Origin of the sequence: Bacillus sp. FSL K6-3431, from assembly GCF_038002605.1 — a bacterium.
In the GTDB taxonomy this organism is placed as follows: domain Bacteria; phylum Bacillota; class Bacilli; order Bacillales; family Bacillaceae_C; genus Lederbergia.
Window position 1 is genome coordinate 4,194,198 of the sequence record NZ_JBBOCT010000001.1, and the last position, 15,986, is coordinate 4,210,183.

Below are 15,986 nucleotides of genomic sequence, written 5' to 3' on the forward strand. Positions count from 1 at the left end.
CATCAGTTTTTAAAACTGATGGAAGGCCTTTTTCTGCTTTTGGTGCAATAAGAATAAAAGGTGATTACAAAAAACAGAAAAGAAAACGCGTGTAATGATTTTTAACATACCTGTCATACATAATCTTAAAAATTATTAATAGTAAGGCGAAATCAGAATATAAACTAAAACACCAGTTAAACTAACGTATAGCCAAATTGGCATTGTCCAGCGGGCGATTTTTTTATGGCGTTCGTTTTCCATATTCCAAGCTCGTGCAACACTTGTAAGTGCAAGTGGAACGATTGCTGCAGCTAGTAAGATATGTGTAATTAAAATAAAATAATAAAAGCCTGCCATAAAGCCTTCTCCACCATAGGGTGTGGAAGGTGATAAATAGTGAAAAGCGACATATGTTACGAGAAAAAGAGACGTTGTTGCAAACGCCGCATAAATAAAACGACGATGAATCTTTACGTTTCGTTTTAGAATGGCAATCAAAGCACCGACTAAGAACAAAAATGTAAAGCTATTGAGAATCGCATTAATGAGAGGTAGGATCGTCACATCAAATGCATCAAAGTCTTCAACACCTTGCATTCCTGAAAGAACACCAATCGCACCAATCAAGATAATAGAGATCGTTACGATTGCCGGTCTATAATTACGTTTTTCATGTCCAATTACCGTATTATTACTGTTATTCATCATTTTATACTCTCCACGATCGTATTGTATAATCTACAAACGTAGTGTACCACAACTATATCCTCTATAGCGCTTGTTCTTACAAGGTTCACAGTCTTTTCGATATTTAAGTTTGAAGAAAAAATTATTACTATCAAGTGAATCCTTGAAGAAGGCAAAGACACGCACTCACTTAAACCTGTAATTGGCGACCATTCTTTTAAAAACGTCATCCCCGATACAATTTATCCATACATTTTGTAGACAATCGTACTGGCCGCAATGTGGAGCATAAACATAGTGGTAGTTATCAAGTTTATGATCCATAAATTATCCTTTCGGGCGACCTTCCATTCTACGAAAGTCCGTAACAATGAAACGATAAAAAAATAGCTAAGTATGGTAAACATCCATCTCCCGTCACCAAAAAGAATATCATTTTTATCCTTAAACAAAAGAAAGAAACTGATAGTGATTAGACCTTCCAGCACAAAATGCAATGTATGGCGGTATTGATAGAAACGCCCTTTTGGTTGTTGAACAATCCAGTTCTTTCTGATGAACCTCTCAGAAATTATTGAAATTATTATAAAGATAATTCCGATGATAACAATCACCTTGTATAAGATATTTTCACTCCCTGTTCGCCCTTGTGACTACCATGATTCGTAAAATAGTTAGCTAGTTAATTATATATTAACATGTCACTCTATTTTTAAAGCGTAATAACAGTCCAATATAAATCAACGAGATAATTTATATTGTTATTCAGTTTGCTAGAAGGAGATTTTATGTACTGTACATCAATTTTTACAGTAATAAAACAAGGATAATACAAGGTATATATAAGATTTGTTAAAAGAAATAGAATTGCTAAGTATTAAATCAAAAAGAGAAGCATAAGTTTGTACAAAACCTTGATGATGCTTTTCGGGAGCATCCACCAAGATTTATTCAATTGGAGGAGAAAAAATGAATATCGGAGTTAATTATTCACCTGGCTTGGATGGAATTATTGCAGCGGAAACAAAGCTATCTTTCTTAGATACCGTTCAAAGTGAGATTGTCATACAAGGATATGACCTCATTAAATTATCTGAGGATAAACAATACTTAGATATAGTGTATTTACTACTCCATGATAGACTTCCAATTTTGGAAGAAAAAGTATTACTGGAACAAGAATTGAAGAATGAATATGAAATACCGGAAGATATCATAAATATTTTAAAACTGTTAGTAAAGGAAACGCATCCAATGGATGGGTTAAGAACAGGTATTTCTGCATTAGCAGGCTATGATTCGCAATTGGATGATCGTTCACCTGTTGTAAATAAAGCGCGTGCTTACAAATTATTAGGGAAAGTACCTAATATCGTGGCCAACAGCTATAGAATACTAAATAAACAAGCAGTTGTTCTTCCAAGAAAGAGTTTATCCTATAGCGCAAATTTCTTTTACATGATTACAGATAGGGTGCCTTCCGCAATGGAGGAAAAAATATTTGATCAATCTTTATTGTTGTATAGCGAACACGAGATGCCGAATTCCACTTTTACAGCTCGAGTCATTGCTTCAACTCAATCAGATTTATATGGTTGCTTAACTGGTGCAGTAGCTTCATTGAAAGGTAGTTTGCATGGAGGGGCTAATGAAGCAGTCATGTATATGCTTATAGAAGCTGGTACAGTTGAGCAGTTTGAGATATTACTTGAAAAGAAATTAGCAAATAAAGAAAAAGTGATGGGATTTGGTCATCGTGTTTATATGAAGAAGATGGATCCGAGGGCGCTCATCATGAAACAAGCATTGAAACAGCTTTGTGATGTTAAAGGAGATGACATACTTTATCGAATGTGTGAGGCTGGTGAAGCTGTTATGGAGAAAGAAAAAGGCCTTTACCCTAACTTGGATTACTATGCAGCACCAGTATACTACATGATGGGACTCCCAATTGAAATATATACACCGATTTTCTTTAGTGCTAGAACAGTAGGTTTATGCGCGCATGTAATTGAGCAACATGCAAATAATCGACTTTTCCGGCCTCGCGTAAATTATACAGGCGAACGCCATAATCGCAATTCTTTATCAAACTAGCATACGTAATTAAGGCTCGCAATACGGACGAACTAAACAACTTCCAACATGAAAATAAAAACAAGGGGGAAGAGAAGTATGCTAAAAACCAACAGAATAAACGAAACAGATGTGTTATTAGAAGAAATAGCAGATTATGTATTAGACAAAGAGATTAATAGTAATGAGGCTTTTGAAACGGCACGTTATGTTCTACTTGATACAGTTGGCTGTGGTATTTTAGCGCTTCAATATCCGGAATGTAGGAAATTATTAGGGCCAGTCGTTCCAGGTACAGTTGTTCCAAATGGGGCTCGCGTTCCAGGTACTTCTTATGTACTTGATCCAGTTAAAGCTGCATTTAATATCGGCTGTATGATTCGCTGGTTAGACTATAACGATACATGGTTAGCTGCTGAGTGGGGACATCCGTCTGATAATTTGGGTGGTATTTTAGCAGTAGCAGATTATTTAAGTCGTGTGAATATTGCTGAGGGAAAAGAAGCATTAACAATAAAAGAAGTGCTGGAAATGATGATTAAAGCACATGAGATTCAAGGTGTATTAGCATTAGAAAATAGCCTAAATCGTGTTGGACTTGACCATGTTTTATTCGTAAAGATAGCGACAACTGCAGTTATCACAAAAGCCCTAGGAGGTACAAAAGAAGAAATTATTAACGCATTATCTAATGCATGGCTAGATAATGCAAGCTTACGTACATATCGGCATACTCCAAATACGGGATCACGTAAATCATGGGCAGCTGGGGACGCTACAAGTCGGGCTGTCCACTTGGCAATGATGGCTGTGAAAGGAGAAATGGGCTATCCAACGGCTCTCTCTGCACCGAACTGGGGATTCCAAGATGTGTTATTTAATAAGCAAGAATTAAAGCTTGCTCGTCCACTAGATTCATATGTAATGGAAAATGTATTATTCAAAGTATCTTATCCAGCTGAATTCCATGCACAAACAGCTGCAGAAAGTGCCGTGAAATTACATGATGAGGTAAAGGATCGCCTCGATGAAATTGATGGAATTATCATTAAAACACATGAATCAGCTATTCGAATTATCGACAAAGAGGGACCCCTAAACAATCCTGCAGATCGTGACCACTGTATTCAATACATTACAGCTATCGGTTTAATTTATGGTGATATTATAGCTGATCATTATGAAGATGAAGTGGCGGCTGATGTGAGAATCGATCAATTACGGGATAAAATGGTCGTTGTTGAAAACAAACAATATACGGTTGATTACCTTGATCCGAATAAACGCTCCATCGCTAATGCTCTACAAATATTATATAACGATGGAACGGGTTCAGATATTGTGGAATGTGAATATCCTTTAGGACATCGTTTTAGAAGAGAAGAAGCGTTTCCGAAAATTATCAAGAAATTCACTGATAATATTCGTACGCATTATTCACAAAAGCAACAAAATACCATTCAAGAGGTCTGCTTAAATCCAAATGTATTAACAAACTTAAAAGTAAATGAATTTATAGATTTATTTATCGCAGATTAACGGGCAGTAAAACCCCCTACTTCAAGGATTCAAGTTTAAGCAATGAAGAGTAAGTGGGGGATCAACTGCCCGTAAAAGCCCGATTGGTTCAGGCCAAAAGGATGTTGGTCACTCAGGCGTTGCCGCAGGACGCGGCGACCTTAGCCTGAGTTCCTTAACAATCAGTGAGGATGATAGAAAACCCCCACTGATTGAAGTTTCACTTTATAACTTAAGGAGGAATTTTAAGTGGCTTGGATCGTAAATGAACAGTCAACACAAGCGGAATTAGCAGAGCGTTTTCGAAAATTAATAGAAGCACCAGGTATTTTGCAAATACCTGGAACCCATGATGCGATGGCGGGACTTGTCGCAAAAAAATCCGGTTTTCAAGTGCTCTACTTATCAGGAGCAGCTTATACAGCAAGCCGTGGTTTACCTGATTTAGGTATTGTATCTTCAAATGAGGTAGCGGAACGAGCAAGGGATATCGTTCGTGCGACAAATTTACCAATACTTGTTGATATCGATACAGGTTTTGGTGGTGTACTGAATGTGGCACGTACGGCGAGGGAAATGCAAGAAGCCGGTGTAGCTGCCGTTCAAATCGAAGATCAGGAACTTCCAAAGAAATGTGGTCACTTAAATGGGAAAAAGCTTGTATCAATGGAAGAAATGATGCAGAAAGTTAAGGTAATTAAACAGATTGCACCTTCACTCATTGTAGTCGCTCGTACTGATGCACGGGCAGTAGAAGGGATGGAAGCAGCAATCGATAGAGTACATGCATATATGGAAGCAGGCGCGGATGCCATATTCCCAGAGGCACTGCAATCGGAAGAGGAGTTCCGACAGTTCGCTAAGAGAGTGAAAGTGCCATTACTTGCTAATATGACCGAATTTGGCAAAACGCCTTATTATACAGCAGATGCCTTTGCAGATATGGGATATCAAATGGTTATTTATCCTGTAACTTCCCTGAGGGTAGCAGGTAAAGCATATGAGCGAGTCTTTGATCAAATTAGGCAGGAAGGTACGCAGGCAAGTGCTTTACAAGATATGCAAACGCGATGTGAGTTATATGAGAGGATTGCATATCATGATTTTGAAGACCTAGATAAAAATATCGCAAAAACAATTTTAACGAAGGAACAATAACTTAATGCAAATGAATCCTTTCAACGAAAGATTGGTGAAGGGATTCATTTTTTATTGATACACGTTAAGTTATATGGCACTGACTATACGATTGCGAATATAGTTAATCCAATAAAATAAAAAATATTAGCATTACTGGTTGCTTTTTTATAAAAAATAAAGTAAGCTAATTTTTGTGGTATAAATCGTAATGGTTCTTATTTATAAATAGGGAGGTAGAATAAATGGGGAAAAAGATTTATATAATAATTACCGTCTTTTTACTTATGCTCGTTGCTGGTTGCCAAAACAGTCAAATGGAAAAGGAAGGGGAAGAAGGCCAAGGGGAAAAATTAAATGTGTACACAACCGTTTATCCACTTCAATTTATTACAAAACAAATTGGTGGCGACAGTGTAGACGTTAAAACAATTTATCCGCCAGGATCGGATGAACATACGTATGAGCCATCGCAAAGAGACATGATAAATTTAGCTGATTCAGATTTATTTTTATACATTGGTCTTGGGCTTGAAAGTTTTGTAGGAAAGGCAGAGTCCACTTTAAAGAACGAGCATGTTACACTGGCGCCTGTTGGAGAAGATCTCCTTGTAACAGAAGAAGTAGCTCATGAAGACCATAACCATGGGGAAGAGGAAGCAGACAGTCATGCAGAGGCAACCCATGAGGAACATAACCATGGAGAAGAGGAAGCAGACAATCATGCAGAAGCAACTCATGAGGAGCATGATAATCAAGGTCATGACCACGGAGATGTAGACCCTCATGTTTGGATCGATCCAGTGCTTATGAAAGAGCTGGCTAGCAATGTACTCGTTTCTATGACGGAAAAAATGCCAGAGCAGAAGCAGGCATTTGAAAAGAACTATCAATCTTTAGCAAAAGAATTAGATAAATTAGATGTACAGTTTAAGGAAATAGCAGAAAATGCTAAACGCAAAAAAATTATTGTCCCACATGCGGCATATGGATACTGGGAACTTAGATATGGTATTGAACAAATTGCAATTTCTGGCCTTTCTTCCGCGAACGAGCCTTCACAAAAGAAATTACAGAGTATTATTGATGTCATTAAGGAAGAACAAGTTCCATACATTTTGTTTGAACAAAACAGCCATTCAAAACTTGCTGATGTTGTCCGTAAGGAAACAAAGGTGGAAGCATTACACATTCATAATCTTGCAGTATTAACAGAAAAGGATATTAAAAATAAAGATGATTATTTAACGCTCATGGAACGGAATTTAAAAGTGTTAGAAAAAGCACTAAATTAAATAGCTAAGCAAAAAAATAAAAAATTTTATTAGTTAAATCGTAATGATTATTATTATCATTTTGGTGAAAGGGGTGAATAGATTGGCAAAAAGATCAAAGATAGTAAAGGAAAAAAAACGACAGGCAATGGTAGAGAAATATGCCGCCTTGAGAAAAGAATTGAAAAAAAATGGTGATTATGAAGCATTAAGAAAATTGCCAAGGGATTCATCTCCAACAAGAATGCATAATCGATGTGAATTGACAGGAAGACCGCGTGGTTTCATAAGGAAGTTTAATATGTCTAGGATTGCATTTAGAGAGTTAGCGCATAAAGGCCATATTCCAGGAGTAAAAAAATCAAGCTGGTGAGACTACCTTGTTGAGAGTCAAATTAGGTTATTGGAAACTTTGTTTTAAATGAAAAGCTACATCAAATATGATTCAGTAAAAAGGTGGGAGACTAATGAAAAAAAAGATACCAGTAACAGTATTAAGCGGATATTTAGGATCAGGTAAGACCACGCTTTTAAATCATATATTGGCAAATAAAGAAGATAAAAAAGTAGCTGTGATTGTAAATGATATGAGTGAAATAAACATTGATGCAGAGCTGATTAAACAAGGAGGATTTTCCCGTACCGAAGAAAAAATGGTAGAGCTACAAAATGGTTGCATCTGTTGTACCCTTCGAGAGGATTTAATGGTTGAAGTAGAAAAGTTGGTAAAATCAGGAAATATTGATTATATCGTGATTGAATCGACTGGTATATCAGAACCGATTCCTGTTGCCCAAACATTTACGATCGAGGACGAATCTTTGGGAATTCATTTGGCTGACATTTGCAGGCTGGATACAATGGTTACAGTCGTGGATGGCAACCGATTTTGGGCTGACTTTTCCTCTGGAGAAAACCTAATTGACCGTAAACAAGGGATGAATGAAGTTGATACAAGAGAAGTCGTGGATCTACTTATAGACCAAATAGAATTTGCGGATGTCCTTTTGCTTAATAAAACGGACCTTATTGATGAGAAGGCGATACGGGAGTTAATGTCCGTATTGAAAAAATTGAATCCTAGAGCCAATATTTATATTACTTCACATGGTGAAATCTCATTAGACAAAGTGTTGAATACATATTTATTTGATTTTGAGTCTGCTAGTCAAGGTGCAGGCTGGATAAAAGAATTAAATGAGGAACATTTTCCTGAGACGGAGGAGTATGGTATTTCATCTTTTGTCTATAGAAGAAATCGACCATTCCATACTGAAAGATGGACAAACTGGCTCAACGAATGGCCAGAAGATATTGTGCGTGGAAAAGGATTTTTCTGGGTTGCTACTAGAAATGATATGGTTGGACTCGTGTCACAGGCCGGTCCGTCTGTCGTAGTTCAAGCAGCAGGAAATTGGCTCGCTACTTTTCCAGAATCTCAGAGAAATGAGATTCTAAATCAGGAACCGGATCTGCTTAAAGACTGGGATGAAGAACATGGTGATCGAAAGACAGAGCTGGTCATGATTGGCCTTCACATGAATCAATTAGAAGTGATTGATTCGCTTGATGCTTGTCTGTTAACTGATGAAGAAATGAAACAGGATTGGACAAAATTCACTGATACATTTCCCACAGTTGAAGAAGATTATATACATTAATGAGGAGTTGAAATGAAGATGCGGGTGAATATCACTTTAGCATGTACGGAAACAGGGGATCGTAATTATATAACAACAAAGAATAAACGTAATAATCCAGAAAGGTTAGAACTGAAAAAATATTCGCCTAGATTAAAACGAATTACGTTACATCGAGAAGTTAAATAAAATCTAAAAAAAGTCTGTAGACAAGTAGTTGTGAAACTTATTGTCTACAGTCTTTTTTTTGCATATGAGAACGAAATGAAATGATAAAAAAGCAAATGAATGAAATATTACATGGGTCATGATAATGTTTTTAAGCTCTAGACGATGTATATCATTACTGGTAAGATAGTGAATACTTGTATCAAAATTCAAATAATGCTGAAAGAATGGAAGATTATATATACATAGGAGAATGAAATGAAAAAATTTGTTTGGATTGCTTGTCTTATATACTGCTTGAATGGATTTGGCCATATCATCATAGGCACGGTTTTAGAACCAATGGTTCAATCTTACGGCATTAATTATGGTGATGGTGGACAGCTGATCATGAATCAGTTTTTAGGTTTTTTACTAGGAGTTCTAGTCGCTCCGATCATAGTAAATGGAATTGGTCGGAGGTTAACTATATTTATCGCCTTACTTTGTTTTGCCATCTCCCAATTTGTGTTTAGCGCTTTGCCTAATTGGAATGTACTATTATTCACGGCTCCTATCGGAGGGGCTGGGATAGGGATTGCTGAAACGGTAGTTGCTGCACTTATCATAGGTCATCTTAAAGAGAAAAAAGCAACGATACTTGTCTTGGTTGAAGTGTTTTTTGGAGTAGGAGCCTTGGTAATTCCGGTTATATCTGCATTTCTTATTATGACAGGAGTATGGAATGCTTCCTTTACATTTGTTGCTGTGATTACTACCGTAGCAACATTTACGTGGTTATTCCTTCCATTTGGAGAGATAGATTCTATTTTAAAAAAACAACCAAAAGTCCTTACACAGGATGGAAAGAAGCCCAGGAGAATGCGATACTCTCGTAAACAGATCCCAATTGTTGCAACTGGCGCATTCTTTTTCTTTATGTATGTGGGAACTGAAATGATGCTGCCAAATTATTTACCAACGATATTAGGTAAAACAACAGATTTAGCTGCATCCTCCCTTGCACTAAGTATTACAGTATTTTGGGCGGCAATGACAGTTGGACGTCTCAGCATGGCATTCATTATTGATAAAATAGGATATAGTAAACTATTCATTATTTGCTGTATTGGACAATTCTTTAGCTTACTGCTATTTGCGAATTCATCTTCTGCTATCTTTAGCTTTATCTCTATCTTTTTAACAGGATTGTTAATGGGAGGAATATTCTCTATTGGCCTACTGCTTGTGAATGAAACGTCATTAGGATTAGAAGAATGGACAACAAGCTTGCTTGTTGCTATGGGAGGATTAGGTGGTGCATTATTACCTAAGTTCGCTGGTGAATTGATAGACCGTTATTCTATATCGATTACTTTATGGACACTTGTAATGTGCGGATTCATACTAGTAACCTCTATGGCACTCATCTTTTATTTCAGAAAAAAAGCGGGAGAACTTCCTGGTGTGGGTATTGCTATCAATCAAGAAGAAAACTCCAAAGGCGTGATGTAATAACACGCCATATATTATATTTATAAGAAAAAAACAAAGATTCTATCAAGGTTGAAATGATGGGATCTTTGTTTTTTATATACTTGCAATTTCTGTCAATCAATCCAAGTAGTTAATTCCTTATAATGAGTTTTAGTAAGGGATTTAGGCTCGATGGCCGAATAACCTAGATAAATAAAACCAATGATTTCTCCTTTTTCGGATAAATGAAAGAATTCGCCTACTTTTGGATGATAACAAATTGCGCCTGTCCGCCAAATTGCGCCAAGTCCGAGCGCATGGATGGTTAACAGCATGTTTTGCACGCCACTATTTACAGCGGCGTATTCTTCTTTAAGAATGACATTATTTCTTTCACTTGGTTCTACACCAACTGCAATAATAACGGGTGCGCGTAAAGGATTTTTTGCGCTTCTTACCACTTTTGCTTTACTACTATCAGAATATACATCTTCCTGCTGAGAGCGTGTGATTTCCGCGAAGACTTTTCCTAATTTAACTCTACCATCTCCTCGAAGTACGTAAAATCTCCAGGGTTCCGTTCGAAAGTGATTTGGAGCGTATGTGCCTGCTTCGATAATCTTTTCAATGAGATCTGTTGACACTTCTTCATCCGTTACAAGTGAAATACTTCTTCGTGTTTTAATCGCTTCGTGTAGGTTCATAGTTATTTGCCTCCTTCTATATAAAATACAAGCTCTACTAATAAGTATCGCTAATCTAGCAAACTCATCCATGATTTGGAATCTAACTATTTTAATCATTTGTTTTTTGTCGAAACCTATAAATTATAAAAATTAGCAAAGATGTTTTTAGGCATTAAGCGAACCGATTGGAAAGTCATTAATCTTATTGGTATGCTTTGTTTTAGCTTGATCTTCTTTATGGTTTATCACTCCACCTCTAAGCGAAACGTAGGTGGGATTTACCAATCAGGTGGCTAGAATCCCCTACAGATTCCCCGATGCTTCAGCTTTGCTGAAATGAGTTCACTCGGATATTAAATAAGGGAAGAAGCCTTAAGAATACGCTGGAATGGTCAGTAATTTTTTTGCGAATGATCTATAAGACTTTAATACAAATAAAGACAATGCAATCGATCTCAGAACCACTTATGGTATAATAATCCATAAAAGTGAAAAATAGAACTGGAAAATAGAATAGGAGTGAACTTGTCATGACGAAGAATATCCGTACAAATAATGTGGAGCGCTTTGCTGGATTTAGTATGCTGTATGACCAAAATCGGCCAAGCACACCGATAGAGGTTGTCAAAATTCTGACCAGGTATTTATCTCATAAACCGCAAAAAGTTGTCGATGTCGGATGCGGAACAGGTCTTTCTTCATTTATATGGTTAAATCATGCGGATGAAATCATTGGAATTGAACCGAACAATGATATGCGTCAAGTCGCTCTCGCTAATTGGCTTGCACAGCAAAAGCCGGCTAACCTTCAATTTGTAAAAGGTTTATCACATCAACTTGGCATGGAATCTGAAAGCGTGGATATTGTCACATGTTCTCAATCTTTCCATTGGATGAACCCGCAGTCAACGCTTAAAGAATTTGCGCGCATACTTCGCCCTGGTGGGGTGTTTGCTGCTTATGATTGTGACTGGCCGCCAACTTTTAATAAGGAAATTGAAGAAAGTTATAAGCGTCTCATTGCACTTGCTGATACACGTGTAAGGCAATTGGCACCTGAAGAGAAACAGGCATACAAATGGAACAAGGATGAACATCTTCAACAAATATGCAATTCAGGTCTATTTCCATTTTCTAAAGAGATCGTCTTTCATCATTGGGAATTCTGTGCTGCAACCCGATATTCGAATATCGCATTAAGCCAAGGTGCCCTTCAAACCGCTCTAAAGTTAGGTGCTGACGAGTTGCTTTCAGAGGTTACTGAATTCCAAGAAAAGGTAGAGCAAGCTTTCGGTGGTGAATCTCAGGAAATACTTTTCAGCTATCGCATGCGACTAGGTATAAAATGATTGTTTATGCTTTATTACTAATGTTGCATAAATAATCATTTGCTAGAAATATCGATCGTACCAATAATAAATTTTATTAGTATGATCGATATACTTATGATATATGAACGAAAATCAGTACTTTTAGTAGGGCGATTCCGAATTTACATGTATCAGATTATGCCAGGAGTATGACATATTATACTGATACTGAAACATTAGAGTTTGGAAAAAAGGAATGAAGTGGGCCTAGTAACGGAAAGAAGCGTTGGCGAATTACATAAGGAATATTACTCGCGATTTAGGTGCTTGAAGGGCAGGAAGTCCGAGTCCCTCGTTCAGTATATACATACTAATTAATTGGGAAATTTAAAGGTGCAAATCAGATTACGATGCGCATGGCACAGGTAGTTTTAGTGAAGAAGATAAATAACATACAGATAATATAAGAGGCATTAGTTGCATCTCCTTGCTTTTTCAAGCAATCATAGGAACTATAAAAATTGAAATTTTTATGGGGACATGAACAGAAGTACCTTTTCTTTAGATTTTTGCTTTTACTTCAAAATCACAGGTGAAAAAGTATGGAGAAACTAAAAGTGTCTCTCCACACCCAAAACATTTATTTTCAATGTTTTAATAAAAGAAAATTCCAAGACAGACTACAAATACGATTAGAGCCAAACCAATATAAATCCACGTTAATGATTTTATGTTTACACGTATTGAACTAGTTTCATATTCATGTGATCTTGCTAGTTCACTTTCAAGCGTATCCTCTTTTTCTTCATAACTTTTTTGTTGTGAACTAATATCTTTCCCAACTAATAATGTTCCAACAAGTGCTATGATACTTACCAAAACCGCTGCGATAATCATAAATGTGGTCATTTTCGTTCACTCCTAAATTGCAAGATAAGCAGATTTTAAAGCTCATCTATTTATAGATTTTTGTTTTTTTGAAAAACACTGTATATTAATATAAAGCGGAACTGTGAATTTCAATCATTGATGATGGAAAGCATTTCTACCTTTTCATCATAATATATTTGCGGATAATTAGACCATCCAATTGCTGGTTTCTTTCGCCATCCACTTCCATTCACAATGAAAAAGAGGATGAGTAAGAGTAATAGTATATCGGGTCTCATTTATTTTTATAAAGATATAGGAGGAAAAAGAGGATGGATTGGAAGCTGGATCGAACATCTAAGAAACCTATATATAAGCAAATTGCCGATTTTATCGAACAGGGAATATCAACAGGAATGTTTGTACTGGAGAGTATGTTGCCGTCGGAGCGCGTGCTTGCGAAAGAACTAGGTGTCAACCGTAGCACAGTGGTTGCGGCTTACGATGAACTTCAGTCACTCGGTATTGTTGAGCGCAAAATAGGAAGTGGGACACGCATCAGCACGGACATTTGGGGAGTTTCCCACAAGCGTATTCCAAACTGGGGGCGTTATATGGAAGACGGCTCTTTTTTGCCTAATTTGCCATTCGTACAACGCATTCGTACCGAGATTAGAAAAAATAATATTGTTAATTTATCTAGCGGTGAATTATCGTCCAGTTTATGGCCAAGTGAACAATTCCGTATGATATTTACAGAGCACCCATTTATGGAGCCTCTTGGGTATGATCACCCAAAGGGAAATGCATCACTTCGAGAAACAATCTCTGCACATGTAAGAGAGTACAGAAATATAAAGATTCCATCTTCATCGATTTTAATTACGTCTGGCGCTCAGCAAGCACTTCATCTAATTGTGCAATGTTTATTGAAGCCGGGTGATTCGATTGCGATAGAAGATCCTTCCTATTTTTATTCATTACCACTTTTTCAATCGGCGGGTGTAAAAATACATTATTTAGGGGTTGATCAGCATGGCATCAATCCTGACGATGTGGTTGAACTTTATAAAAAACATAGAATCAGAATGATCTTTTTGAATCCATCTTATCAAAATCCGACAGGCGCAAGTTTGCATCATGCACGCAAAAAAAAGATATTGGATATATCGTATGAACTCGGTATTCCTATTGTAGAAGATGATCCGTACTCACTCACATCTTTTAACGGGGAAAAAGGTACTACACTAAAGTCGATGGACGAAAATGGGAATGTCCTTTATATAAGTTCTTTATCGAAAATTGTAGCTTCAGGACTTCGGATTGGTTGGGTAATAGGTCCATCTAAAGTAATAGATCGTCTGGCAGACGCTAAGCAACAAGTGGATTTCGGCCATAGCATTTTTCCACAATGGGCAGCCAATGAGTTTTTAAAGTCTTCTTATTTTGATACACATATTTCCATGTTAAGGCGGGAACTAAAAGAACGTCGAGATGAAATTATCGCCAGTCTAGATGAATATTTAGATGGAGAAATTGAATTTAATCCACCAGAAGGCGGTATTCATATATGGTGCCGACTTAAAACCGCATTTAATGAAAAACAGCTTCTCGAGGAATCGATGAAAAGGGGTGTTTCGTTCATTCCGGGTAGTATTTACGGGTCTGGAAAGGGTTATGTTCGGTTTACTTATGGAAGAGAAGAAACGCAACTCATTCGCGAGGGGATTTTAAGATTCGCAGAAGCACTAAAAGCATGCAAGCAACAATAGTCTAAAATAGAAGGCCTCTTTCTAACTGTACATGGCTAATCCACGTATAGATAGAACGGAGGGCCTTCTTTTTATCATATTGATTATTCATAGTGGTTAATTCCTCTCTATTACCTCTTTTAAATAAGAGGCTGAGAGTGGATGGTCAAATTCATACACATTTGGATGGTCACTATTCTTTGCTTTTCTATAAGATAAGAGAAGAGAAGTGTAAAAAAGCTTTTGCATAAATGAAAACTTAATAATAGTTAATACCAAATTTAGGTTGGTTATTAGAAAGGGCGTTACAAAATGTTTACTAACACCGTCATCCGCACACGTAAAACACTTGATAAAATACAACCATATTCTCCCGGAAAGCCGATATGGGAATTACAACTTGAACTGGGCCTGGAAGGCGTTATTAAAATGGCATCAAATGAGAATGCCTTAGGTCCGTCAATCAAAGCGGTTGAAGCAATTACACGCAATGTTACGCAAATAAATCGTTATCCAGATGCTGACGCTGTCCGCTTAAAAGAAATGATAGCATTGAACTTGAATCTTAGGCAAGAGCAATTAATCATAACAAATGGTGCAGATGAACTGATTACGCTTATCTCGGAAACATTTTTAGAAGCAGGTGATGAAATAGTCGTGCCATTTCCTGCTTTCAGCGAATACGAATTTGGAGCGCATTTAATGGGGGGGAAAGTTGTTCACGTTGCACTTGGAGAACTTTTTGAGTATGAGGTTGAACCTATATTGTCGGTAATTACAAATCGGACCAAAATTGTCTATATTTGTTCACCAAACAACCCAACAGGTACTTATCTTCCGAAAAAGTCGCTCGAACACCTTTTAAAGAGCTTGCCTAAAAACGTTCTAGTTGTGTTTGATGCAGCATATTGGCACTATGCTACTGCTGAAGACTATACGAATGGTATAGAATATATTACATTAAATTACCCAGTTATCGTGCTGCAAACTTTTTCGAAAATATATGGACTTGCAGGGGTTAGAGTAGGGTTTGGGGCAGCCCGAGAAGATATTATTCAAAGTATATTAAAGGTGAAAGAACCTTTTAACGTCAATTCTCTTGCTCAAGCTGCAGCGGTTGCAGCGGTGATGGATGACGAGCATGTAAATAAATCTAAGAAGTTGAATTCTCAAGGCAGAAATCAACTATATAAAGCTTTTTCAAATATGAATCTACGATATATAGAAAGTATGAGTAATTTTATTCTTGTGAAAATTGGTCCAGAGGCCGAATCTTTTTATAATCAATTGCTCCTAAGAGGAATTATCGTCCGTTACGGAGCTATTTGGGGACTTCCGGAATACATTCGAATTTCACTAGGTACATTAGAGGAGAATAGAGTATTAATAAAAGCAATGAACTCGATACTTAATGAAGTTGCATGGTGATAAT

Annotated in this window: 15 protein-coding genes; 11 read left to right on the forward strand and 4 right to left on the reverse strand. The window is 36.9% G+C overall.

The features are described 5' to 3' along the window. Positions 1-135 precede the first annotated feature (135 nt). Both MHB53_RS20240 and MHB53_RS26465 read right to left on the reverse strand, forming a co-directional pair. A complete protein-coding gene (locus MHB53_RS20240; RefSeq protein ID WP_340924878.1) occupies positions 136-687 on the reverse strand; it encodes a DUF420 domain-containing protein in 552 nt (183 codons plus the stop codon). Between the two features lie 224 nt (positions 688-911). Continuing rightward, entirely contained in the window at positions 912-1,283 is a 372-nt protein-coding gene (locus tag MHB53_RS26465) for a DUF4181 domain-containing protein (protein WP_445661461.1), read from the reverse strand. A 355-nt stretch (positions 1,284-1,638) separates the two neighbouring features. Between MHB53_RS26465 and mmgD the strand changes: the two genes are divergently transcribed. From mmgD to MHB53_RS20280, 8 genes are all read left to right on the forward strand, one after another. Further along, positions 1,639-2,766: a citrate synthase gene (gene mmgD / locus MHB53_RS20245; RefSeq protein WP_340921809.1), complete on the forward strand. Its 1,128-nt coding sequence runs from the start codon at positions 1,639-1,641 to the stop codon at positions 2,764-2,766. Between the two features lie 78 nt (positions 2,767-2,844). Next, a complete protein-coding gene (prpD, locus tag MHB53_RS20250; protein ID WP_340921811.1) occupies positions 2,845-4,284 on the forward strand; it encodes a 2-methylcitrate dehydratase in 1,440 nt (479 codons plus the stop codon). A 228-nt stretch (positions 4,285-4,512) separates the two neighbouring features. Beyond that, the gene (prpB, locus tag MHB53_RS20255; protein WP_340921813.1) at positions 4,513-5,421 is read left to right on the forward strand and encodes a methylisocitrate lyase; all 909 of its coding nucleotides are present in this window, start codon (positions 4,513-4,515) and stop codon (positions 5,419-5,421) included. A gap of 224 nt (positions 5,422-5,645) precedes the next feature. Next, positions 5,646-6,695, forward strand: a complete 1,050-nt coding sequence (locus tag MHB53_RS20260; RefSeq protein ID WP_340921815.1) for a metal ABC transporter solute-binding protein, Zn/Mn family — start codon at positions 5,646-5,648, stop codon at positions 6,693-6,695. 82 nt (positions 6,696-6,777) lie between these two features. Continuing rightward, positions 6,778-7,047, forward strand: coding sequence for a 30S ribosomal protein S14 (gene rpsN, locus MHB53_RS20265; RefSeq protein ID WP_340921817.1), 270 nt, complete (start codon positions 6,778-6,780; stop codon positions 7,045-7,047). 94 nt (positions 7,048-7,141) lie between these two features. Further along, a complete protein-coding gene (locus MHB53_RS20270) occupies positions 7,142-8,335 on the forward strand; it encodes a GTP-binding protein (protein WP_340921819.1) in 1,194 nt (397 codons plus the stop codon). Between the two features lie 18 nt (positions 8,336-8,353). Further along, complete coding sequence (rpmG, locus tag MHB53_RS20275; protein WP_340924881.1) at positions 8,354-8,503, forward strand: 50S ribosomal protein L33; 150 nt, start codon at positions 8,354-8,356, stop codon at positions 8,501-8,503. A gap of 237 nt (positions 8,504-8,740) precedes the next feature. Next, positions 8,741-9,976, forward strand: coding sequence for an MFS transporter (locus tag MHB53_RS20280; RefSeq protein ID WP_340921821.1), 1,236 nt, complete (start codon positions 8,741-8,743; stop codon positions 9,974-9,976). A 95-nt stretch (positions 9,977-10,071) separates the two neighbouring features. Here the strand turns inward: MHB53_RS20280 and MHB53_RS20285 are convergent, their stop codons facing one another. Then, entirely contained in the window at positions 10,072-10,641 is a 570-nt protein-coding gene (locus MHB53_RS20285; RefSeq protein WP_340921823.1) for a nitroreductase family protein, read from the reverse strand. A 512-nt stretch (positions 10,642-11,153) separates the two neighbouring features. On the opposite strand from MHB53_RS20285, the gene MHB53_RS20290 reads away from it, so the two are divergent. Beyond that, positions 11,154-11,972 carry a class I SAM-dependent methyltransferase gene (locus MHB53_RS20290; protein WP_340921825.1) on the forward strand — a complete coding sequence of 273 codons (819 nt, stop codon included), beginning with the start codon at positions 11,154-11,156 and terminating at the stop codon, positions 11,970-11,972. Positions 11,973-12,587: 615 nt separating this feature from the next. Here MHB53_RS20290 and MHB53_RS20295 read toward each other — a convergent pair. Beyond that, positions 12,588-12,842: a hypothetical protein gene (locus MHB53_RS20295; protein ID WP_340921827.1), complete on the reverse strand. Its 255-nt coding sequence runs from the start codon at positions 12,840-12,842 to the stop codon at positions 12,588-12,590. Between the two features lie 293 nt (positions 12,843-13,135). Between MHB53_RS20295 and pdxR the strand changes: the two genes are divergently transcribed. Both pdxR and hisC read left to right on the forward strand, forming a co-directional pair. Continuing rightward, the gene (gene pdxR / locus MHB53_RS20300; protein ID WP_340921828.1) at positions 13,136-14,575 is read left to right on the forward strand and encodes a MocR-like pyridoxine biosynthesis transcription factor PdxR; all 1,440 of its coding nucleotides are present in this window, start codon (positions 13,136-13,138) and stop codon (positions 14,573-14,575) included. Between the two features lie 291 nt (positions 14,576-14,866). Further along, positions 14,867-15,982, forward strand: coding sequence for a histidinol-phosphate transaminase (gene hisC / locus MHB53_RS20305; protein WP_340921830.1), 1,116 nt, complete (start codon positions 14,867-14,869; stop codon positions 15,980-15,982). Positions 15,983-15,986 lie beyond the last annotated feature (4 nt).

Bases quoted from the DNA above. Each gene is read 5' to 3' on its own strand.
- MHB53_RS20295 (WP_340921827.1), bottom strand. From the start codon at position 12,842: ATGACCACATTTATGATTATCGCAGCGGTTTTGGTAAGTATCATAGCA.
- rpmG (WP_340924881.1), top strand. From the start codon at position 8,354: ATGCGGGTGAATATCACTTTAGCATGTACGGAAACAGGGGATCGTAAT.
- pdxR (WP_340921828.1), top strand. From the start codon at position 13,136: ATGGATTGGAAGCTGGATCGAACATCTAAGAAACCTATATATAAGCAA.
- MHB53_RS20260 (WP_340921815.1), top strand. From the start codon at position 5,646: ATGGGGAAAAAGATTTATATAATAATTACCGTCTTTTTACTTATGCTC.
- hisC (WP_340921830.1), top strand. From the start codon at position 14,867: ATGTTTACTAACACCGTCATCCGCACACGTAAAACACTTGATAAAATA.
- MHB53_RS20285 (WP_340921823.1), bottom strand. From the start codon at position 10,641: ATGAACCTACACGAAGCGATTAAAACACGAAGAAGTATTTCACTTGTA.
- MHB53_RS20280 (WP_340921821.1), top strand. From the start codon at position 8,741: ATGAAAAAATTTGTTTGGATTGCTTGTCTTATATACTGCTTGAATGGA.
- MHB53_RS20270 (WP_340921819.1), top strand. From the start codon at position 7,142: ATGAAAAAAAAGATACCAGTAACAGTATTAAGCGGATATTTAGGATCA.
- prpD (WP_340921811.1), top strand. From the start codon at position 2,845: ATGCTAAAAACCAACAGAATAAACGAAACAGATGTGTTATTAGAAGAA.
- MHB53_RS20240 (WP_340924878.1), bottom strand. From the start codon at position 687: ATGAATAACAGTAATAATACGGTAATTGGACATGAAAAACGTAATTAT.
- mmgD (WP_340921809.1), top strand. From the start codon at position 1,639: ATGAATATCGGAGTTAATTATTCACCTGGCTTGGATGGAATTATTGCA.
- MHB53_RS20290 (WP_340921825.1), top strand. From the start codon at position 11,154: ATGACGAAGAATATCCGTACAAATAATGTGGAGCGCTTTGCTGGATTT.